The organism is Pantoea sp. C8B4 (assembly GCF_051336905.1).
In the GTDB taxonomy this organism is placed as follows: Bacteria; Pseudomonadota; Gammaproteobacteria; order Enterobacterales; family Enterobacteriaceae; genus Pantoea; species Pantoea rwandensis_B.
Map to the genome: position 1 here is coordinate 322,321 of NZ_JBGMNK010000001.1, position 22,765 is coordinate 345,085.

Annotated in this window: 17 protein-coding genes and 1 pseudogene; 10 read left to right on the forward strand and 8 right to left on the reverse strand. The window is 51.8% G+C overall.

What is annotated here, in order from left to right:
• Positions 1-43: 43 nt before the first annotated feature.
• Positions 44-1,000, reverse strand: a complete 957-nt coding sequence (gene ytfQ, locus ACCW76_RS01415; RefSeq protein ID WP_045816967.1) for a galactofuranose ABC transporter, galactofuranose-binding protein YtfQ — start codon at positions 998-1,000, stop codon at positions 44-46.
• Between the two features lie 675 nt (positions 1,001-1,675).
• On the opposite strand from ytfQ, the gene ydgT reads away from it, so the two are divergent.
• From ydgT to nth, 9 genes are all read left to right on the forward strand, one after another.
• Positions 1,676-1,891, forward strand: coding sequence for a transcription modulator YdgT (gene ydgT, locus ACCW76_RS01420; RefSeq protein WP_038647227.1), 216 nt, complete (start codon positions 1,676-1,678; stop codon positions 1,889-1,891).
• Positions 1,892-1,992: 101 nt separating this feature from the next.
• Positions 1,993-2,436 (forward strand): DUF2569 domain-containing protein, encoded by a 444-nt coding sequence (locus ACCW76_RS01425; protein WP_034827411.1) that lies wholly within the window; start codon positions 1,993-1,995, stop codon positions 2,434-2,436.
• A gap of 123 nt (positions 2,437-2,559) precedes the next feature.
• Positions 2,560-3,141: an electron transport complex subunit RsxA gene (gene rsxA, locus ACCW76_RS01430; RefSeq protein ID WP_034827413.1), complete on the forward strand. Its 582-nt coding sequence runs from the start codon at positions 2,560-2,562 to the stop codon at positions 3,139-3,141.
• Entirely contained in the window at positions 3,141-3,719 is a 579-nt protein-coding gene (rsxB, locus tag ACCW76_RS01435) for an electron transport complex subunit RsxB (protein ID WP_436337550.1), read from the forward strand. The genes rsxA and rsxB overlap by 1 nt, the downstream gene beginning before the upstream one ends.
• Positions 3,712-6,471 carry an electron transport complex subunit RsxC gene (rsxC, locus tag ACCW76_RS01440; RefSeq protein WP_436337551.1) on the forward strand — a complete coding sequence of 920 codons (2,760 nt, stop codon included), beginning with the start codon at positions 3,712-3,714 and terminating at the stop codon, positions 6,469-6,471. The genes rsxB and rsxC overlap by 8 nt, the downstream gene beginning before the upstream one ends.
• The gene (gene rsxD / locus ACCW76_RS01445) at positions 6,472-7,530 is read left to right on the forward strand and encodes an electron transport complex subunit RsxD (protein ID WP_045834375.1); all 1,059 of its coding nucleotides are present in this window, start codon (positions 6,472-6,474) and stop codon (positions 7,528-7,530) included.
• A 2-nt stretch (positions 7,531-7,532) separates the two neighbouring features.
• Positions 7,533-8,165 carry an electron transport complex subunit RsxG gene (gene rsxG / locus ACCW76_RS01450; protein WP_436337552.1) on the forward strand — a complete coding sequence of 211 codons (633 nt, stop codon included), beginning with the start codon at positions 7,533-7,535 and terminating at the stop codon, positions 8,163-8,165.
• On the forward strand, positions 8,162-8,863 hold the full coding sequence (locus tag ACCW76_RS01455) for an electron transport complex subunit E (RefSeq protein WP_038647235.1): 702 nt from the start codon (positions 8,162-8,164) through the stop codon (positions 8,861-8,863). The genes rsxG and ACCW76_RS01455 overlap by 4 nt, the downstream gene beginning before the upstream one ends.
• Positions 8,860-9,492 carry an endonuclease III gene (gene nth, locus ACCW76_RS01460; protein ID WP_038647237.1) on the forward strand — a complete coding sequence of 211 codons (633 nt, stop codon included), beginning with the start codon at positions 8,860-8,862 and terminating at the stop codon, positions 9,490-9,492. The genes ACCW76_RS01455 and nth overlap by 4 nt, the downstream gene beginning before the upstream one ends.
• 108 nt (positions 9,493-9,600) lie before the next feature.
• On the opposite strand, the gene ACCW76_RS01465 is transcribed toward nth, so the two are convergent.
• The 7 genes and pseudogenes from ACCW76_RS01465 to ACCW76_RS01495 form a co-directional block, all read right to left on the reverse strand.
• Entirely contained in the window at positions 9,601-12,957 is a 3,357-nt protein-coding gene (locus ACCW76_RS01465; RefSeq protein WP_436337682.1) for an ImcF-related family protein, read from the reverse strand.
• Between the two features lie 40 nt (positions 12,958-12,997).
• Positions 12,998-14,128, reverse strand: a complete 1,131-nt coding sequence (locus tag ACCW76_RS01470; protein WP_436337553.1) for a hypothetical protein — start codon at positions 14,126-14,128, stop codon at positions 12,998-13,000.
• 5 nt (positions 14,129-14,133) lie between these two features.
• Positions 14,134-14,391, reverse strand: a complete 258-nt coding sequence (locus tag ACCW76_RS01475) for a PAAR domain-containing protein (RefSeq protein WP_436337683.1) — start codon at positions 14,389-14,391, stop codon at positions 14,134-14,136.
• A gap of 748 nt (positions 14,392-15,139) precedes the next feature.
• Positions 15,140-16,252 (reverse strand): T6SS immunity protein Tli4 family protein, encoded by a 1,113-nt coding sequence (locus ACCW76_RS01480; protein WP_436337554.1) that lies wholly within the window; start codon positions 16,250-16,252, stop codon positions 15,140-15,142.
• A complete protein-coding gene (locus ACCW76_RS01485) occupies positions 16,249-17,775 on the reverse strand; it encodes a lipase family alpha/beta hydrolase (RefSeq protein WP_436337555.1) in 1,527 nt (508 codons plus the stop codon). Before ACCW76_RS01485 ends, ACCW76_RS01480 begins: the two co-directional genes overlap by 4 nt.
• A gap of 234 nt (positions 17,776-18,009) precedes the next feature.
• Positions 18,010-20,520: a type VI secretion system Vgr family protein gene (locus tag ACCW76_RS01490; protein ID WP_436337684.1), complete on the reverse strand. Its 2,511-nt coding sequence runs from the start codon at positions 20,518-20,520 to the stop codon at positions 18,010-18,012.
• 359 nt (positions 20,521-20,879) lie between these two features.
• Positions 20,880-21,052: pseudogene (locus ACCW76_RS01495) on the reverse strand (type VI secretion system tube protein Hcp); the annotation flags it as partial.
• 652 nt (positions 21,053-21,704) lie between these two features.
• Here ACCW76_RS01495 and ACCW76_RS01500 point away from each other — a divergent pair.
• Positions 21,705-22,733, forward strand: coding sequence for a zinc-dependent alcohol dehydrogenase family protein (locus ACCW76_RS01500; protein WP_436337556.1), 1,029 nt, complete (start codon positions 21,705-21,707; stop codon positions 22,731-22,733).
• The last annotated feature ends 32 nt before the right edge of the window (positions 22,734-22,765 follow it).

The following is a 22,765-nucleotide window of genomic DNA, read 5'->3' on the forward strand; positions in this document are numbered from 1 at the left end:
GCCTTACGTCATGAAAAACCGCCCCGAAGGGCGGTTGCGGGGATCAGTAACCCATGCCTTTTTTGGTGTCGAGCTGTGCCTGCGCGGAATCTGGCAGATACAGTTTCGATTCGGTTTTGATGATTTTTGGTGGCATCGTGCCGTCTTTTTTGAATTTCTCCAGCGCATCAAAAGCCGGACCCGCCATATTTGGCGTCAGCTCGACGTTGGCATTGGCTTCACCCGCCAGCATCGCTTTATAAATATCCGGCACACCGTCGATGGATCCGGTCAGAATATCTTTGCCTGGCTTCAGACCCGCTTCTTTAATGGCCTGAATGGCACCGATTGCCATATCATCGTTATGCGCATACACCATGCAGATGTTCTTGCCGTTGTTTTCCGCTTTGATGAAGCTCTCCATCACCTCTTTACCTTTACTGCGCGTAAAGTCGCCGGACTGCGAACGGATCACTTTGATGTTGTTATGGCCCGCGATGGCGTCGGCAAATCCTTTCTTACGATCGATGGCTACGCTGGCACCCACGGTGCCTTGTAACTCAACCACGTTGCACTTCTTGTCACCGACAGTTTTCACCAGCCAGTCACCGATCAACTTGCCTTCCAGCACGTTGTCTGCGGTCACCACCGCCATGTACAGCGACTTATCTTTCACCACAATGGCGCGGTCTAACAGGAACACCGGAATTTTGGCGTCTTTGGCTTCTTCCAGCACCGGTTCCCAACCAGTCTGCACTACCGGCGCGATGAAAATGGCGTCAACGCCCTGCGCGATAAACGATCGCACCGCTTTGATTTGGTTTTCCTGCTTCTGCTGACCATCGGCGATTTTCAATGTGATACCGCGCTTTTGCGCTTCGCTTTTCGCCACGTTGGTTTCCGCTGAACGCCAGCCTGATTCCGAGCCAACCTGTGAGAAGCCCACCGTCATATCTGCGGCAAGTACCGAAGTACTGAGCGCTGAACTGACCATGGCGGTTAAGAGTAAACGTTTCCACATAATTTCATTCCTCTGAAGGGAGTGTGCTGTAGGGGTACAAAACGCAGATTAAGCCTGGCGTAAAAGTAAAAAAACAAGCGCGACATACCTCACAAAACAGAATGAATTAAAGGAGTTACGAAATTAAACCGCGAAGAAGTCGTACCAGCAATATGGACAATTTGCCTGATATTTATTTCAATGGCGGTTAAATAAATGTAATAAACAGAATCGGTTAGGATGGTGGCTACTGGAAGCGATTACAGACGTTGCGTAAAGAATGGTTATCGAGTGCGAGCAGCAGCAATGATCAGTTTTGTGATTATTCGCACACTATGTGATTTGCAGTTTCAAAGCGTGTACATGAAATTGCTGAACTGTTCGAGATAAATTGACCTGAAAAAGGTTTTATAAGAATGAAAATCAGCACATTAAGCATAAAAAAGAATGACTACTTTCATTTGCGTTTGAGGTGTGAGCTTTTTTCACATCCTGCCGCCTGCCAGGGCTAAATTTGCCTTAATCTCAGTCTGAAATGCGCGTTTAAAATAATGAAATGAAGAAAAAGTGTCTTTTCATGAGCGAATTAGCTCACGTTGTCTGATTTTTGATTTTTTTTAACGCGGGTGTATGGACTCTGGCCGCGTGCTCCCTATACTTGGGCACTTCCCAGTTTTCTATTTTTTAATGGCAATCATGACTGCGCTAGATTACCTGTTGAAATTCCGCAAAGTGAATAATCTTGAGAGTCTGGAAAAACTCTACGACCATCTCAATTATTCGCTGACCGATGATAATGACATCATCAATATGTATCGCGCTGCCGATCACCGTCGTGCTGAACTGGTTTCCGGCGGCCGCCTCTTCGATATGGGCCGCGTGCCAAAATCGGTCTGGCGCTACGTAATGTAATGGGTTTTCCCCACCTTTTTCTGCACTATAGCGTTGTCCATGTCGGGCGTGCCCCGTTTGGACATTCAACGCCTTCTTAATTTCGCTACAGGATCCGCAAGATGACCGAATCGGTAAACCCGCCGCGTATTGCTGGCTGGCTGTTATTGCCGCTGGCCTGGTTGATTATGACGATGCTGACCAGTGCGCTGGTTGTGGCCATGTATCTGAGCCCGTTGTTTGATACTGAATTGCGTACCACGTTGTTCACTCATGCCAGCCAATTGTTCACGCAATGGGCGATTTCCCTGCTCACCGCAGGCGTGGTTTGGGTCTACAGTATTTGGGTTTGCTGGATGTTCTGTAAACGTTCGCGCCGTTTACCGCGTCATTACATCCTGTGGTTACTGATGACGGTGTTACTGGCGTTGAAAACCTTCGCGTTCACCCCGGTGGCAGATAACAAAGCCATTCAAACCTTGCTGTTGTCACTGCTGGCGGCGGCGGTATTTGTGCCCTACTTCAAACGCTCTCAACGTGTGAAAGAGACGTTTATCCAGCCATAACGGCGCGAGTTTCGTCAGGAATTTAATTCTGAGTGCTCTCAACACCCACACATTTTGTGTAAAGGTTGAGATGCACCTCTCAATTCCGGATAATAGACGCCTTTCGGCTTCCCAGGTTAAAAAATGACCGATTACTTACTTCTCTTTATTGGCACTGTGCTGGTGAACAACTTCGTCCTCGTGAAGTTTCTCGGCCTATGCCCCTTTATGGGCGTGTCAAAAAAATTGGAAACGGCCATCGGCATGGGACTCGCCACCACTTTCGTGATCACCCTGGCGTCGATTTGCGCCTGGCTGGTGAACCATCTGATTCTGGTGCCGCTCGATCTGGTGTACCTGCGTACCCTGGCGTATATCCTGGTGATCGCCGTGGTGGTGCAATTCACCGAAATGGTGGTGCGCAAAACCAGCCCGTCACTCTATCGCCTGCTGGGCATTTTTCTGCCGCTGATTACCACTAACTGTGCGGTGCTGGGTGTCCCCTTACTGAGCGTCAATCTCAACCATACCTTTATGCAGGCTGCGGTCTATGGCTTCAGTGCCTCGCTCGGCTTCTCCCTGGTGATGGTGCTGTTCGCCGGTATGCGTGAACGTCTGGTATTGGCCAACGTCCCTGCGCCGTTCAAGGGCAACTCAATTGCATTAGTCACCGCAGGTTTGATGGCGCTGGCCTTTATGGGCTTTACCGGGCTGGTGAAATTCTAATGACCGCGATTTGGATTGCTATTGTGGCTATTGCTGCGCTGGGCCTGGTTTTTGGCGCCCTGCTCGGCTACGCTTCGCGCCGATTCGAGGTAGAAAAAGATCCGATCGTTGAACAGATCGACAGTATTCTGCCGCAGAGTCAGTGCGGCCAATGTGGTTATCCCGGCTGCCGCCCGTACGCCGATGCCGTGGGGAATAACGGTGAAGCCATTAATAAATGCGCCCCCGGTGGCGAGCAAACCATGCTCAAGCTGGCCGCGCTGCTTAACGTTGAACCGCAACCGCTGGATGGCGGTGAGGAAGTGCAGGAACCGATCCGCACCGTGGCCTGGATTGATGAAGCCAATTGCATCGGCTGTACCAAATGTATTCAGGCTTGCCCAGTGGATGCCATTGTCGGCGCCACCCGCGCCATGCATACCGTGTTGAGCGATGTCTGTACCGGCTGCGATTTGTGTGTCGCTCCCTGCCCGACTGACTGTATTGAAATGCGTCCGGTTGCCACGACCACGGCCAACTGGAAATGGGATCTCGAAACCATTCCTGTACGGGTGATCCCGGTAGAAACTCATGCTTAATCTGCTAAAACTGTTCCGCAAAGAAAAACTGTGGGATTTTCAGGGCGGTATTCATCCACCTGAGATGAAAACCCAGTCAAACGGCACGCCGTTAAGCCAGTTACCGCTGCCTGAACAATTCATCATTCCGTTAAAACAGCATATCGGCCATGAAGGCGAGATTTGTGTGTCGCCTGGCGATCACGTTCTGCGTGGTCAACCGCTGACGTTTGGCAGCGGACGCATGCTGCCGGTGCACGCGCCGACTTCCGGCACCATCGAAGCGATTGCGCCACATATGACCGCGCACCCTTCGGGTCTTTCCGAGCTATGTATTTTCCTGCGTGCCGATGGTGAAGACCGCTGGACTACGCTCGATCCGCAACCTGACTTCCGCGCGCTGCCGCGTGAAGAGGTCGTCAAGCGTATCCATGAGGCCGGCGTGGCCGGTTTAGGTGGTGCAGGCTTCCCGACCGCCACTAAACTGCGCGGCGGATTGCGCGGGGTCAAAACCCTGATTATCAACGCCGCCGAGTGTGAACCTTACATCACTGCCGATGACCGTCTGATGCAGGACTGCGCGGCTGAAGTGCTGGAGGGATGTCGCATCCTCGCCTGGGTATTGCAGGCAGAGCGCGTGCTGATTGGCATCGAAGATAATAAACCCGAAGCGATTGCGGCGCTGAAGCAGGCCTTGGGCGGTGATCGCGAGTTGCAACTGCGCGTGATACCGACCAAATACCCGTCTGGTGGCGCCAAACAGCTGACGCAGATTCTTACCGGTGTCGAAGTCCCGCATGGCGGCCGTTCCACCGATATAGGCGTGCTGATGCAGAACGTGGGTACCGCATGGGCGGTAAAGCGCGCCATTATTGATGGCGAGCCGATTACCGAACGTGTCGTCACGCTGACCGGCGAAGCCATTGCGCAACCACGTAACGTTTGGGGACGTCTGGGCACGCCGGTGAGCCATCTTCTGCATCATGTCGGTTTTGCGCCAGGTTCGCGGCAGATGGTGATTATGGGCGGCCCGCTGATGGGCTTTACGCTGCCATCACTTAATGTGCCGCTGGTTAAAATCTCCAACTGTATTCTGGCACCGTCTGCCAGTGAGATGGGCAATAACGAAGAAGAACAGTCCTGTATTCGTTGCAGTGCCTGTGCGGATGCCTGCCCGGCGAAGCTGTTGCCGCAACAGTTGTTCTGGTACAGCCAGGGCGGCGATCATGAGAAAGCGCGCGCCCATAACATCGATGACTGTATTGAGTGCGGTGCCTGTGCGTACGTTTGCCCCAGCAATATCCCGCTGGTGCAATATTACCGCCAGGAGAAGGCCGAGTTGCGCGCCATCGATCTCGAAGCGAAGCGCACCGCTGAAGCTAAAGCGCGCTTTGAAGCGCGTCAGGCGCGTTTAGAGCGGGAAAAACTGGCGCGTGAAGCGCGTCATGAAGAAGCAAAACAGCGTGTGGCACGTAGCGATCAGGGTGAACGTGACGCGGCGATTGCTCGCGTGAAGGCGCGTGCCGCCAAAACTCCAGAACAGGAAACTGCCGAGCGTGAGGCTCGCCATGCGCAGGCGTTAGCTCAGCAGGCGGAAAAACAGTCAGAGACGCAGGCGCTGAGTCGCCAGTCTGGCGATCCGCGTAAAGCGGCGGTTGAAGCCGCGATTGCGCGTGCTAAAGCGAAGAAGTCTGGTGTGACTGAGCAACCGGTAGGCAACGTTGCTGAAACACCTGTTGCTGAGGCTGATCCTCGTAAAGCAGCGGTTGAAGCGGCCATTGCGCGTGCTAAAGCGAAGAAAGCGGCTGCGGCTGGTGAACAAGTATCTGAGCTTGCTGATGCAGCCACAGCCGCTGAAGTTGATCCCCGTAAAGCGGCGGTTGAAGCCGCCATTGCGCGCGCTAAGGCGAAAAAAGCGGCTGCCGCAGCTGTGCCAACTTCTGAATCAGCTGACGTACCACAAACACCTGAGCCTTCTGATGCAGCAACTGCTGCAGAAGTGGACCCGCGTAAAGCGGCAGTTGAAGCGGCCATTGCCCGAGCCAAAGCGAAGAAGGCAGCGGCGGCAGCTGAGCAGACTTCTGAATCTGCTGATGCAGCACCTACCGCTGAAATCGATCCACGCAAAGCTGCGGTTGAAGCCGCCATTGCCCGGGCCAAAGCGAAGAAAGCGGCTGCGGCAGCTGAGTCCACTTCTGAATCTGCTGACGCAGCACAAGCGCTTGAACGTACTCACGCAGCACCTGCCGCTGAAATCGATCCGCGTAAAGCAGCGGTTGAAGCCGCCATTGCGCGTGCCAAAGCGAAGAAAGCGGCTGCGGCAGCTGAGCCGACTTCTGAATCTGCTAACGCACCACAAGCACCTGAGCCTTTTGATGCAGCATCTGCTGCAGAAGTGGATCCTCGCAAAGCTGCGGTTGAAGCCGCCATTGCGCGTGCCAAAGCGAAAAAAGCGGCTGCAGCAGCTGTGCCGACTTCTGAACCTGCTGACGCATCACAAGCATCTGAACGTACTCACGCAGCACCTGCTGCTGAAATCGATCCGCGCAAAGCAGCGGTTGAAGCCGCCATTGCGCGCGCTAAAGCGAAGAAAGCTGCGGCAGCTGCCGAGCAAGCTTCTGCATCTGCTGAAGCCGCGCCTGAATCATCTTCTGAAGTGGAGGCTGCTGCCTCTCCTGACTCCGCCGACCCACGTAAAGCGGCAATTGCTGCCGCGGTCGCCCGTGCCAAAGCGCGTAAAGCGCAGCAGCAGCCTTCGACGACTGAGGAATAAATGGCTTTTCGTATCGCAAGTTCTCCTTACACCCATAACCGCCGCAGCACCGGCAACATCATGCTGCTGGTGGTGCTGGCTGCGCTGCCGGGCATGGCCGCGCAGTGGTATTTCTTTGGCGTGGGGTTTCTGATTCAGGTATTGCTCGCCACCGCCACTGCGTGGATCACTGAAGGCGCCATTTTGCGTCTGCGCAAAACGCCAGTGGTGCCGACACTCTCGGATAACTCCGCCCTCCTCACCGCGCTACTGCTCGGCATCAGCCTGCCGCCGCTGGCGCCCTGGTGGCTGGTGGTGATTGGCACCGTATTTGCCATTGTCATCGCGAAACAACTGTATGGCGGTCTGGGTCAAAACCCTTTCAACCCAGCGATGGTCGGTTATGTGGTCTTACTGATCTCCTTCCCGGTGCAGATGACCAGTTGGTTGCCACCGGATTCCTTGCAGTCCATCAAACCCGGTTTGCTCGATTCTCTGAGCATGATCTTCACCAACCATACACTGGCCGGTGAGACCATGCAGCAGCTACAAATCGGCGTGGATGGCATCAGTCAGGCCACACCGCTGGATACCTTTAAAACCGGCCTGCGTGCCGGGCACAGTGCTGAGCAGTTACTGGCTGAGCCGATTTATACCGGCGTGCTGGCGGGATTAGGCTGGCAGTGGATTAACCTCGGCTATCTGCTGGGTGGCATGCTGCTGTTGGCGAAGAATGCCATTCGCTGGCACATCCCCGTCAGTTTCCTCGTATCGCTGGCGTTCTGCGCCACTCTTGGCTGGTTGTTCTCGCCAGAATCGCTCAACTCGCCACTGATTCATTTGTTCTCCGGGGCGACCATGCTCGGCGCGTTCTTTATCGCCACCGATCCGGTCACCGCGTCGACGACTAACCGTGGTCGTCTGGTTTATGGTGCACTGATTGGTTTGCTGGTGTGGCTGATTCGCAGTTTTGGTGGTTATCCAGACGGTGTGGCCTTCGCGGTTCTGTTGGCGAACATTTGCGTACCGCTGATTGATTACTACACCCAGCCGCGCGTTTACGGCCATCGCAAGGATTAAAGATGTTCGATGCTATTCGAAAAAATGCTATAACGCTGGCGGCGTTTGCGGTAATCACCACCGGTGTGACTGCTGTGGTGAACTATGTCACCAAGCCCACGGTGGAGCATCAGACGGCACTGCAGCAAAAGAACCTGCTCGATCAGGTGGTGCCCACCGATATGTATGACAATCATATTCAGCAAGAGTGTTTTCTGGTCACCGACGCGGCGGCGTTAGGCAATAACAAGCCGCATCATCTCTATCTGGCACGTAAAGGTGATCAGCCTGTCGCGGCGGCGCTTGAGACCACCGCGCCAGACGGCTATTCTGGTGCAATTCAGATGCTGGTCGGTGCTGATTTCCACGGCAAAGTATTGGGCGTCCGTGTGGTGGAACACCATGAAACACCCGGGCTGGGCGATAAGATCGAACTGCGTATTTCTGACTGGATCAATAGCTTTAACGGCAAAGTGGTGCACGGTGCCGACGACAAGAACTTTGCGGTGAAAAAAGATGGCGGTGAATTTGATCAATTTACCGGTGCCACCATTACTCCGCGCGCGGTGGTCAATGCCACCAAACGCACCGCACTACTGATTGAAACGTTGCCAGCGAAGCTCTCTTCGCTGCCTGAATGTGGAGATGCACCATGAGTGAAGCGAAAAACCTGCTGGTTGGTGGCCTGTGGAAAAATAACTCCGCCTTAGTGCAGTTGCTGGGTCTGTGCCCATTGCTGGCCGTGACCTCAACCGCCACTAACGCCCTCGGCCTTGGCCTGGCCACCACCTTGGTGCTGACCATCACCAATAGCGCTATTTCGGCTTCGCGTCGTTGGGTGCCAGCTGAAATCCGCATCCCTATTTACGTGATGATCATCGCTTCGGTGGTGAGCTGTGTACAGATGCTGATTAATGCTTACGCATACGGCCTGTATCAGTCATTGGGCATCTTTATCCCCCTGATCGTGACCAACTGTATTGTGGTGGGCCGCGCTGAAGCGGTGGCGTCGAAAAGCAGCATCCCGCTCTCCGCACTGGATGGATTTGCCATTGGGATGGGCGCGACCTGCGCGATGGTGACGTTAGGTTCGATTCGTGAGTTGATCGGCAGTGGCACGCTGTTTAATGGCGCGGACCAACTGCTTGGGCCGTGGGCCAAAGCACTGCGCATTGAAGTCTTTCATTTTGATTCACCGATGTTGCTGGCGATGTTGCCGCCAGGTGCGTTTATCGGTTTAGGTATGCTGCTGGCGGGTAAATATCTGATCGATCAGAAAATGAAGCAGCGCGCCGCCTTGCGAGCATCGGAACCTGAAATCGCGCCGCAAGGCGAAACCGGGAAGGCCGTGTGAACAAGGACAAGCGACTGCAAATTCTCACGCGCCTGCGTGATGATAACCCCCATCCCACCACGGAACTGAATTTCAGTTCACCGTTTGAGCTGTTGATTGCGGTGCTGCTCTCGGCACAAGCGACGGATGTCAGCGTCAATAAGGCCACCGCAAAGCTCTATCCGGTGGCCAACACCCCTGCAGCGGTACTGGCGTTAGGCGTGGATGGCGTAAAGGAATACATCAAAACTATCGGCCTGTTTAACAGCAAAGCGGAGAATGTGATCAAAACCTGCCGCATTCTCATCGAACAGCATGCTGGTGAGGTCCCGGAAGATCGCGCGGCATTAGAAGCCCTGCCTGGCGTCGGTCGCAAAACCGCTAACGTGGTGCTGAATACCGCCTTTGGCTGGCCAACCATTGCGGTGGATACCCATATTTTCCGCGTCAGCAATCGCACCCGTTTCGCGCCCGGCAAAAATGTCGAAGAAGTCGAAGACAAGCTGATTAAAGTGGTGCCATCCGCCTTTAAAGTCGATTGCCACCATTGGTTGATCCTGCACGGCCGCTATACCTGCGTGGCACGCAAACCGCGCTGTGGATCTTGCCTGATCGAAGATTTGTGTGAGTTTGACGCTAAAGAGTCTTAGTGTCCGTCAGGGGCTTCAGCCACGGCTCCCACAGAGAGACTGACTCCGTCGCCAGCGCGCGAAGACGGTTCTCATCCGCACCGCAGGCGTTAATCAGGGATTGCAGGGTCATAAGTCTTCCTCGCTGACAAAGGTTTCATCCGGCACGTCCTGTGTGTCACTGATAATGAAAATATCGTTCGGGAGCGTGAAGTTGCGCAGCTTCAGCAGCGCCAGCGGCCCCTCACCCGCTTCGGTGCGCAGAATGTAGTTCAGCGGGCGACCGTCGGGAGCCTGCCAGGTGAGCTGCCAGCTGCTGCTGATGCCCGGATTAGCGCTGACCTGGGCTTTATCCAGCAGGCGAATCAGGCCCCAGCTGCCCGGCATGTCGCCGTACTGGCGGGTGCCGGCCTTCGTGCTTATCCAGCTCAGCGATGCGCCCGGCGCTTCGGTGTCGGCAGGCCAGGTGAAGCGTTTCCACACCGGCTGCTGATTCATGTACGTGAGCCTCTGGCTGTCGATAATCAGGTCAGTCTGCATCACGTCTGCGGCCGTACCGGGACGCAGCTCAAAGTGCAGCCCGGCCTCTCCGCGGGTGAACACCACGTCCGATATCCGGCTCAGCTGGTTCATCGCTTTCAGGAATGCGGGATTGAACGTCAGTCCCTGGGCGTTGATGCTGTCCGGCACCAAGCGGGTGCCTTCGCGGTGCAGTACGCCGCTGAGACGCGACTGCAGGAAGCGGGTGATGCGGCCGTTGTCCGCGTTCAGATATTTTGCCAGCAGCGGCAGTGACACCTCGCTGCTGACATTCTTAAAGGGATAACGCCCGCCAAACGCGCTGTTCCACTCGCTCACCACCGCCTGCTGCCACCGGGCGTTCAGGCTTTCCGCTGCAGGCCTCAGCACCTGCTGCCAGGCCTGCTCCATCGGACGCACAAACACCGTCTGACCAAAGCCGCTCCATTCCTGCCCGAGTCCGGCGGCGACCAGGCTGCCGTAGTCGCGGGTGTCAGTGAGGTCAACGGTTTTCCCCTGGAACACCGTCTGCGCCAGCGTCTGCGTCATGGCCTGCGGGTCTGCCGCGTTGGTGACCTGCTGGAGACGCAGACGCACCTGCGTCACACGCGTCAGGAAGGTGCGCAGGCTCATACTGCTGCTGCCCTGATTATCCATCAGCGCCAGCAGCGGGCCGAAGGTGGCATTAAGGGGGCCGGTCGGGCCGCTGTTCTGGTCAATGGCCGGGCGTTTTTCCCGACTGAGCAGGTTCTGCGCGGATTTCACCAGGGAGTCGGCAATGGCATCCCCACTCTGCCCGGTCCGTCCCTGCACGCTGAGGGTGTTCATCAGCGCCACCAGCGGCGACTGGCGCACATCCGCCATCAGCGTGAGCTGATCAATTGCATCGGAAAGCGTCGGAGCAGGCTGCAGGCGCAGGCTGTTGAGGAAGTTCAGCCAGGCGGCGCTGTAGTCAGAGAAGTAACGGCTGGTGAGCCGCGCTTCCAGCGCTTCGGGTGAGGATGCATCACCGGCGGGCGGCGGTGCATCGCTGAGTACCCAGTCCATCTCCTCACGCCGCTCCCGCGCCACTTTTTCAATCGCGGGTTTAACGCCATCTTCCCAGGCCTGGCGGGTGAACATGCCGGGCACAACTTCATCGGTGGTAAACAGGCGACCCGCGTCCGTGTCGCCGGTCATATCGGCCAGCCGCAGGTCCGCATACTGTCGGGCGACCTGTGAGAGCACCCGCTGGTACTGGCGGGTTTCGCTGTTGGTCACCCCCATCTGACGTACCAGCAGGGTGCGCACCTGCCTGACCAGCTCCGGGTCTGCTTTCAGCGCCCATTCGGGGCGAGAGATGAGATTCTCTGCATAGAAGGCCAGTAGAGGACTCCCGGCGCCCTGCCAGTACGCGTTATCCAGGCCCTGCCGCTGCACCCAGTTCTGCATCAGCGTCTGGCTGAACCAGCCGGCGTCCATGCGTTCCGGGTGCGTCATCATCAGATACAGCCTGAGCTGCGTGTAGGCCTGCTTTGACTGCGTTTCGCGCAGCGGGCTGTCGGGTGGGAGTGCCGCGAACGTATTCAGGCGGCCTAGCAGCGTTGCCGCCGCATCACGCAGCAGCGGCAACGCTGCTTCACCATAGCGCGGCCAAAGCGCCGTTAGCAGCGCTTCATTCTGATTGAGGCCCAGGCGGCTATACCACGGCTCAGCGTGCTCAACCCGATACTGCAGGCGCTCGATGGTTTTCTGCAGCACAGCCAGTGACGCCAAACGCTGCGGCAGAGGCTGGCGGGCATCAACCACCTGCTCCGTCTGCGCCTGCACTTCACCAATCACGCTGCGGTTGGCCAGGAAGGATACCAGCATACCCGCCCCCCAAAGCACCACTAGCGCGTAGGACACAGCGGCCAGAACACCCGCCCAGGAAAGCCCCGGACGTACCGCGCGCAGATGCGACGGCAGATGTTTAAGCGAAGCCGGTATTGCATCCCAGCGATTATCCCACCCCCAGTGGTGCGGCATGCTGTGTTGCGCGCCAGCTGAAGGCGTGCTGAACACCATGCCAGCCAGCGGCAGCGGATGAAAAGGGTTTTGCAGCGGCGTGAGCAGCGCAGTCAGCGATCCCGGCTCACGTACCAGCTGGTCAGCGAGGCTCAGCAGAAATCGATGTTCCGAACTGCCTGCGGCCTGCTGAATGCCCTGAGTGGTAAGCTTTTCAGCCAGTTCGGCGCATAACGCAACGGCATTTCCGGCATCCGGCATCATACAGCCAACCGCCTGCGTCTGGCGTCCCGGCTGCTCGCCCGCGCGTAGATGTAGCGACCAGACGAACAGCGGCAGTCGCCAGCCCAGGGCCTTATAGTGAGCCGCCAGCTCATGAACAGTAGCATCTATTGCAGCGGCGGAAGGCAGCTCGGCTGGAGGCGAACCGTTAACAACGGCGAGGCGATCGGCAGCCGAAGTCACCCAGACCAGCGCATCGGCGGGCCTGCGCCGCAGGCGCTTCAGGGCTATTAGCCAGTTCTGATCGGAATATGAAGCCGTGTCACCTCCCCACAGCAGCAGCGTGCCGCTATCTTCCTGCCAGAGCTGCTCAGGCAGGCCAGGCGTCAGACGCTCCACATCCGCTACGCTACCAGTAATCAGCAGGATACGGATTTTGCGTTTCCAGAACTGGCCATATTGTGTGCGGAGAGCCTGCCTGAGGTGCTCAAGCAAAATATTGTGATTTTGAACAGATGTGCTTTTAGTCTGTTGTAATGGCGAATCATTTTCTAATACCTGTTCAGGCTTATAGGGCTTTTGACCTTCATTGCATAATCTTTTCTGATAGAGATAAAAAATAAAAACTGCCATCATTAAGAAAATAATACTACATCCCCAAATGACCCAAACAGATTCTCTACTCACCCCTAATGCATCTATATTTCTTTTTAAAGTGTAAATCAGAAATGCGCTTACACATTCTAGCGCGACAACCAATATTGCATAGCCAGTCACGCTAAAACCGCATGTGGATTGCTTAGTTTTTTCCATCATAAAATAACATCCCTGTAACCAGACAAATTGAATAAGTGCCATCTCTATTGCCACAAATTAACAATTGCGCTTCTTCAGATTGAATCGCAGCTTCTGTTATTAATGACAACGATGTAGGGAAAGATAGTGGACCAGGAGGTCCAAACGAATGATTGATCACTAAAAAAGGATGTCGGGGAGGAAGCGACCATTTATTTGAGTGGGCATACTGTGCAAGCTCGATCTGAGCTTTTTCTTCAATTCCTGTCAACCATACACATTTGATATCAGAACTTTTAAGATTGTTATATTCAACCAGCACATCCAGAGACTGAGTTAGTGATTCTGAATGCAAAAACCTTCCAACACCCGCTTGTGCATTCAATGAATAGCTTTTTATTGTCTCTTTGCTGCATATCAACTTTGCAGAAATAAATTCACTGTACTCAACTTCACGCGAGTTAGGCCAGTCCTGTAAGGTAATAATCAATGTCAACCCTTGGATCTTGCGTGACTCTTTCCCTGAAAAAAAGTCATCAACGGAGCTTAGAAATGCTGGAATTAGATCCCATTGTCTATACACAGCGTGAGAAACTAATTGGATATCATGATTTTTTGTAGTCAATACGACAATGTCATATAAGATGTTTCGATAATCCGAAACCTGATCCTCAATTTCTTTATCCAAAAAATCAAATTTAGCATTGAGTGTGGCGAATTTAGTATGCAACCCTCGCCCTTTCTGGGGGTATGCAGGAATATCAGGAAGAGCACCAGTTAACGCCAGACTTCCTTTTAGTTCAGGACATATAATGACATTCGCTATTATCGGTCTTTGCCACATAGCCCAACGTTGCCATTGAGTCTTAGTATATTGTGTTTGTATATTCCACAATATTGCCACATTCGAAGATTGCTCATACCGAAATAATGCCATTCCCAGAAAACAAAACCAGATTAATAATGAGGGAAGCAGTCCATTGATAAATACATCTAAAAATGTTCGGGCGTGAAAAAGAAAGATAGTGATTGATGTGCCAGAGCCTACCAACACAAAAAGAACAGTAAGCCAGAATTTCTTTGATGGAGGGTTCAATACTTTTTTATGTGGGATATTCGGAATCGGCCAATTCATCTTATTTACTCAACCCTTTCGTTTCTAAAACTAATGATTCTACAACCGCACTCACAAACACAGTCATGTACAACCACCTGAACACCGTTATCAAATAATGTTGGATCGCCTTGCTGAATCTGATTAGTTCCATGTAGTGGACATGAAACCCTATCACCAACTATTGCAACCTGAATTCCTTCAACATACATAGTAGATGAGGCCGTTATTACCTCACCACCATGGGTGGTTGCATCACCCAGACAAGTTAATGCTGGCATAATCTTCATCCTTTAATTAAACAAGAAATAACTGAATGCAAAAAAATGAAAGTGCACTTTCATAACTATGAACCCCTTATAATTATAAAAGCCACAAACATGCCAAAAACATATCCTCCATGCAAAAGACAAGATAACAGACTGTACAGGCCAACACGCCCATCCTTATTCTTTCTAATAACCAAAAACACTATCGACCACAAATAAAAAAGACATGAAAAAAGCATAGATGAGTAATATATGATTATCCTATATATATCCCTACCCAAAAAAAACGACTCTGAACGGTATACTTCAAAGTCAAAAAACTGCAAGATAACCATTGCAAACGCACCGATAAAAAAAGACACAAAAGGTATTCTCTCGGAAATTGAAGAATCCCGAGAGACTACCACCACTCCTTTTATTTTCATGATTTACCCTCGCAAAAAAATAATTTCAACGATTAAGCCATGTGGATCATCAACAAAGCAATGAACTCAAGAGATAAATATCTCAATAGCTTACCCATCATATTGATATTACATCGATAGATTTCGGCTACACCAGGCACTGGAAAGATAAGGAGAGTTTATTTTAACTTCATGAGTTCATTTACTCTCAAAAACGATGACAACTCCATTCGATAAAAACAGAAACATCACCCCAAATAATAAATGATATTAATTCAACACCCATATGAATACCCAAGCTGCTTTCTGTAATACTCAGATAGCTGCTAAATATATCAATCATTCACTCAGTAACTTCTTCAGAAAGCATTATTTCTTAATCGAAAAGAATGAGTTATACGATCCCATATTTCCACTAGTTCAGCATTGTTGTAAGTCGGCGGGGGCATAGCATGATTATTTAATGTCAGGTCAAGATTGGGGTTTTTGAATTCCGCTGTTTTCTCATTGGCTATAGCGGTAAACAATAACTGTGCAGAGGCGTCATCAGGCGACGTTTCTGACGGAGCTGTGGCAAGCCATTCACTTGAATCAAACCCGGCAATCTGTGTTTTACCCTTACGCAGTGTCCGGGCATTAATTTGATTCAAATAAGACTGAATTTCACCGCTTCGCTCCAGCATATTGGTGCTTTCTTTTAAGGCATTATTGCTCCAGACTGTAAACGAAAAGACCGGATTATGCGGATAGACAAAGGTAATATCCTCCTTCGCTAGCGCGCTTCCGTCGCGGATAAACCCTTCTGAAATACAGGCCCCCGGCTGTGTCGGGATTTCATCGTCTTTACGTCCGCTCAGGCGAGACATCAGATCTTGGAGCTCTGCAATTTTCTGTGGCTTATCATTGGCCATCCAAGCGAGTCTACCAACCTCTTTGCGTAACCAAAACTCACGTTCTTTGGCAAATTTTTGGTCCGAGTAATCGGTAATGTTCTGAGTGAGAATAAACGCCACTCCGTCTACGTACAGGTGCCCTTCCAGAATGCGCCCAAAACCCGGCACGCTCTCATTTTTATTACGATCAAATATCACCGCATTCTCACTAACCCGGTACACCTGCTTGAGAAAAGGCTGATCCACTTTTCTTACTGTGTGTCCGTTCTGTAGCTCCTGTTCGCGTCTCCGGATACGCTGTTCAAACGCTGGACGGTAGAGCCGTTTGCTGCTGATACTGACCTCATTAATCTGGGCGCTGTCCGTCAGAGTATTTTCAAAAGAGGCCGGAACCTCAAACACATAACGCCCTACGCACTGGGCTTTCGTGGTGGCAAAAAGAGTATCGACCATACGTTTTTCCTTGTCCGTTAACGCCGACGGCGTATGCACAAATGTCACATAGTTGTAAATATAGAATCCTGCTGCCAGCAGCACCATCGCCAGAGGGATAAGCAGTTGAAGAAGGAATTTTTTCATGGTGTAGGCACCTGCTGCACGATTTTCACCACCGAGCGGATTGTGAACATCAGGGCATCTGACAGGTCGCGGTCAACCGAACGGGAACGGTCTGCCGGGGCAACGGCATAGGCCCCTTCATGGTCAACATCAGTTGCCAGCACACCTCGAATTCGGGGGGACGTCGTGCGGATAGCCGTAACCGGTACCGTGCCGTCTCCAGGCGTTCCCGCAGAAATCAGCTCATGGGTTCTCAACGAGGATAACTCAAGAGGTTTTCCATCATCCTTCCTCACCCTTTGAGCTTCCTTCACGCGCACAGGAATATTTTCCTTCCACGTCAGGAACTCGTCAGACGGATTGTCCGCACTCGCACCGTAAAACAGCCAGGTCTGCGGATGGTATTTGCCGTTCAACTCTTCAATGAATTCTTTAACTTCCTCATTTATCCTCGTTTCATATTTATTCCACTCATCTTCAGTATTACCCAGCAGCAAATCCTGCTCACACAGCCGCCACCAAGCCGCTTTATTCAGATAAATCTCCTTATAAGGATCATCCAGTGGCAGGGACTGGCGGGAATTAGCCCCTTCTATTCTCAGCCAGCCCGAACCATAAGTCCTGCTCGGTAAAAGCTGTAACGGACCGGGGGACTGCGCCAGTACCGGCATCAGCTTTTCTGCATTATCCCCGATAATCATCCCGGTAATGCCCCTCTCACCGATTTTCATCCGCCGGTAGGCCGTTGGCGAGCCAAGGTCCGGCATCACCCCGTGCACTATCCCCAGTATATTTTCCTGTCCGTTCATGTTTTCTGAGTAGTGCCGGGCAACCAGTCCCCCCATTGAGTGGGTGACCAGAATGACTTTATTTATCGCCAGACGGCCGTGGTAGTCCCTTAGTACCTTACCGATATACGCGCCCAGCAACATCGCTGAATCCGCATTGGACTGAAGCCAGTTGTAACCAAAAACGTGCACTGGGTATAAAAATCTATAACTGTGTGCCGCTTCATCAGCAGTTAAAACCTGTTCTATCGGTTCATCTCCTATTCTTACACCTACAAAACGCTGCCGTGTCGTCTGCATCTGAGCCTCTCTGAAGTAATTGTCCATCAGGATGTCATCGTCGTTGAGCAGGTATTGCAGCCGATCTAGTGCCTTCCCATAGCTCTTATAAAATGCACTTCCCCATCCTCTTTCACGTCGGGAGCTGAATTTTATATCTTCCATGGCTTCGTTGAATATTTCGCCACTGTCATCCACAGTAGTGGTCCTCGGATCAAGAAGAAACTTCCTTTTCTCCGCGCTAGCCATCGGCCATTTGCCAAGCGATGTAGCACTGAACTGCCAGACTTCACTATTTTTGTTTTTCAGATTTGACCCCATTACCCCCGGAATAAAAATAACCGGGATCACTTTTTCAGGCGGCGCGAGGCATAGCGCAAAATGTTCTTTTTCTTTTTTTTGGGGAATGATTTGATAATGAAAGTTCCCATTTTCATCCCAGATGGGGCGATGGTAAGACCGATTTTTTTCGTCCATGCATTAACCTCCAGTTATTAATCGCCATAACAAAAATTATTACTCACCCTGATAATACTTGGCATTAAGTGTTGATAATTAAATAAATCACAGACAGACCACATTAGAATAAAACTCCACGATATATTTTAAGAAAGTTGGTGGTTTGTTGCCTTGCCTTGCCTGAAATTCATTAGCATTAATAAATGATGGAGTCTTACTAAGATTTAAATTACCACCTTGAGAAATTTCTCGTCATGTATTCTTAATTACTTTCACCACCCCCATACAAATACCTTTATATTGTACTGATTGCCCAGTTGCATCATTAGCGATTTTACTGTTGCCATTAACACTTAAAATGCTAATACTCTGCCCTCTAATAGGAGGATTATAAAACGGCCTAGTCATAATGGGAGTAATTCCGAACTCGGACTGACTCCATGTTTGCGCCATCTCACTGGCACTCTGGCCCCCAAACTTTTGCCACACTGCCGCTCGTTGAATGATTTTATCTGGAGCACCGCACTCAACTTCTCCATTTCCAATCCTCAGATAAGCACCACCACTACCGATTAAAAGAATTTCCTTAGAAGCGCGAATAATTATTTTTCCTTCGCTGCTGCTTATTCTCACATCTTTGAGAGCATCCAAAGTTACTTCATCTCCCTGCGCCTGAATTTCCACTTTACCTTTAGCCGCAAAAATTTTAATTCCTAAACCCTGAGCAAATAAACTAATAACACTTCCAGCGGCGACTCTGAATGCTTTAATAATACTGAAGTCTGCATTACTTCCACTGGTTGCGATCAGATTCTCTCCAGCAGATATTTGCAGACTCTTTGGGGTTGTCTGGGCGATACCGTGAGGAGCAGACATTAATAGAACAGACTGCTTTAGTTCTTTCAAAGCATCATTGAGGAGTGCCTTTTGGCTTTGTAGATCAGCAAGCTCTGCTTTGGCCACTTCAGCCGCACTTCGCAGTGATTCGGTTAAGCGCTGAGCCTGCTGAAGTTCATTTACCGCCGCTTGCATTGCCAACATATTTCCTTCAGCGTGTGACTGCTCATCAGCGCTGATGAAAATTCCAGCCCCGCCGCGAATAGAAATATGTTTATCGGTACGTAACTCTGCACCTTCCCCACGCAACGATCTTGAAGCATCAACGTTATGACCAAGGTTAAGCTGCGTCTTCCCCCCATACTCCGTGCTGAGCTTGATATGCTCCTCACCACGCTTGTCCTCCATACGCAGCTTATTCAGCCCAGCCGTGCGGATAACGTTGCGGGTACTGTTTTTCTCAGTAACGTGATCAACATGACGCGAATCATGCAGCGCATGTGCAATATAAGGCTGGTCCGGATCCCCCTCACGAAACGCTATGGCCACCTCCGTTCCCTGTATCAGCGGAAAATGGAAGCCGTACCCATCCCCACCGTAAGGCTTCGCGAGGCGAACGGGCATACTTTCAAGACCGCGATCCTTGCCCTCCTCGTCCGCATCAAACACCACACGGTATAACCCGGATGCATCCTGCCAGGCATAGATGTCGTTGTCTTTCGCGCTGGTCACGCGAGCCGTCATGGTGCCGCTGACTTTAGGCCGGGCAAGCAGAGCGGGACGCCAGCAAAGCGTCTCACTGTAAGGCACGGCATTCAGACTGGCCTGGAATGCGGAGCGCCGGCTCGCACTGACATTGATTCGGGTGATTAAAAAGGGAGTCTGCAACCGCGCGGGCAGCGTGGGTATGCCTGTCTCGGTGACAGAGAAAACGTGGCCCGGGCTAATAAAGGCGTCGTTGCATATTCCCGTTATCAGCGTCTGTCGGGCAAGAAAACGTTCATGGTCGAGACGGGCATAAAAGTTTGCGGTCTCGGCCTCCGGAACATACTTATCACCGCTGTAGGGATGGCGCGGACGATAGTGATACACCTCCCCGTAAGTGATGTTGTCACCATCACCCCGCGTCATATCTGCCTTCACCGACCGCAGCACGCGCTGTGCCTCACGATGGTTGTAATCCTTTGCTGTCACACCCGCTTCAACCACGTTATGGGTCAGATTCAGATTCCAGATGGATTCCTGGGCGTTGTCTTCCAGGCCCGATGGGCTGTTCAGCGGCAGCGATTTCTGCTCAGAATAAGCGCTCTGCGTGTCCCCAAACCGGATGACTTCAGTCTGCGTATCGGGCTGAAGCGTGAAGTAGTAGAAGATGCCGATTTCAGACACCAGACGCTGAACAAACTTCAGGTCACTTTCCTGATACTGGTTAATCTGTTCCCTTCTGGGATAGTCATGCTTCAGGCTGAACTCATATTCCCATCCATGAAAACCATGCTCATCCAGTATCTGACTGACGACTTCCGGCACGGATTTATTCACAAAGAAGCGATGTGTGCGGTATTGCTTATCCAGAAGCGCAAAGCGGGGCTCAATAATAATGAGATAACTGACCTGGTCGGCGGAACCCGTCAGGCGGCGGAAATCGGTGATATAACCGTGAACAATCTTCTGCGATTCGAATTTCTGCAGAGGTCCAATGCCCATAGTCAGCGTCACCGCTTTGCGCAGCATCAGGTCTGGTGAAATGTCATTATCCGGGCTGGTGAACATCACGCTGTAAAGATAGTTCTCGCTCAACGCTTCCATGCCCGTAAGATTTTCCACATCAATCGGTGAGTTGCAGGCTGGAATCAATAAAGAATAACGATTGAGCGTAGAGGAAATTGCCGATGCTGTTTTTTCTATTAGGCCAGAGGGGGTCATTGTCATTCTCTCCTTGATGACGAATTGTTATGTCTCCCACTAATTGCAGAGAGAATAACGTCAGTAATATTTTTATTTCTTGATTGCCGATATTGACTTCTTTATCAAGCTATCAGGGATTAACGTCACCGATATCGCATGCTTTTCCACAGGGAAAAAACGCCACCAGTGATTGTCATACGACTGCTGCGACGACTAAAATTGATAAATTCACACTCTGTTTCAGGCACGCTACCGCCCCTGGCCGTTAACCGAAGCCTATAAGGTCTGAGGCATCTGTAAATCGGTGTATTTTTCAGAGGCGTATCTGCGCGCAGGCGAACCTCTGAAAAAGCGGACAGTGAACCACCCACGCGGGCTTACGCGAAGGCGCGTTCGTTCAAGGAATTGGAATGAATGATTTTGACATCCTTGTAAGTCCAGGTTTTTATTCGCGGCGCAGTCCAATCTGCTCCAGGTCGTTGTGCTTCTTTTTATAAGTGCCCTTGATGTCGTGCATCACAGGGTTAATCTTCGCCACCCTTAGGTTCTCCTTATGAACGTGAGGGGAAGCTCGATTGACTTATGCGCCCCTGTGGTGTGCAGGTACTGGCGTAAATTGGAACGGACTTTCAAAGCACCCGCTTGATAAGCCCTACTCATGATTCAATCGTATAAATAGTGAAGAAAAGAATTAAGACCCAACTTTTCCTGTGAGTTCGTGCGCGAATATAAAGTAATTAACGGACCTAAATCAACACTCTGCCACGACCGTTTATCGCTGATTTGTATAAGGAAATTCTTAAATTTGACTTTAAGTCATTGTTAGATAGCTCATAACTTAATCAGGAATATCTGAAAAAATTTTTTAAGAAAATTTATTTTCAGGCGGTCATTTCGTTTAAATGAGAGAAAACCAGTAAGCAGATCTAACAACTTTCATCTGGGGATTACTTTGGGGGGGATTGCAGTGAACATTGCGCCCGGTACACATTGCCGAGGTTGAGGGGGAAATGCGCCGCCGCTATCTCTGTTTCACAAATAGCACTCAGTTTGGGACACATTTTCCTTTCGATCAGAGATGCCGGCAGGTCTGGGCTTTAACCGAAAGGGTATAATCCAATGCATTAACGGGTTGCTATTAATGGAAAAAAACAAAAGTGGTCATGTAGAATTAAAAGAAATCGTCCTTAAGCTAAAACCTCATGACATTAAATAATGGTTATTTGGGACTTCACCATTCCAATTTGACGCCAAAACCCCAGTCTGAGCCTATGCCGATGATCGATCGCAATCTTGCGCTGTGGTATCGGCAGTTTGGCGATCCTATTGATGTACTGACGCTGGAATCTTCCCCTTTAGCCCCACGTCCCGCTGACTTGTTGCGTGTACAAATGCACTATGCGCCGATTAACGCGTCTGACCTGATCCCTATAACCGGTGCTTATCGTCACCGTGTCGCGCCGCCACAGGTGGCCGGTTACGAAGGTGTGGGTACGGTGATCGCCGCGCCCCCCTCTTTTCAACATCGGGTTGGCCAACGTGTGCTGCCGCTGCGCGGCGTCGGCTGCTGGCAACATTATGTGGATATCGATCCGCAGCTCGCTATTCCGGTGCCAGAGGACATCCCCAGCACGCTGGCGGCTCGCGCCTATATCAATCCGCTTGCCGCTTTGCTGATGTTGCGGCAATGGCCGGTCAGCGGTAAAAACGTACTGATCACGGCGGGTGGATCCGCCTGCGCACTTTTGCTGGCTCAGTGGGCTCAACTGCACGGTGCACATCAGGTTGTGGTGGTGTATCGCGCTTCTGCACATGCAGAAAGGCTGCATGCCCTGGGCCTGACTGTGTTGCAGGATACTGCGCAGGAAACACTGAAAGCGGTGAGTGCACAAACAGATATCGTTTTTGATGCGGTGGGTGGCGATGTGGGACAGCTCATCTGGCAAGCACTACCTGAGCACGCACACTTTGTGGCTTACGGTGTGTTAAGCGGCACGCCGGTAAAAGTGAATGCCAACCGTCCGGCGCTGCACTGGTTTCATGTGCGGCACACCCTGGGCGATATTGGCGCGGCGCAGTGGCAGCAGCTTTTCTTAGCGCTCTGGCCGCTGCTGCGCAACAGCGAATGTGGCGAAGTGGAGATTTTCCCGTTGAGCGAGTGGCGCGCGGCCATCGAGAGTTATCACCAGTCAGGGCGGTCACGCAAGCCTATGCTGTGTCTGGACCGGTGAAGAGAGGCTATGCAGCCTCTCTGTTCAATCGA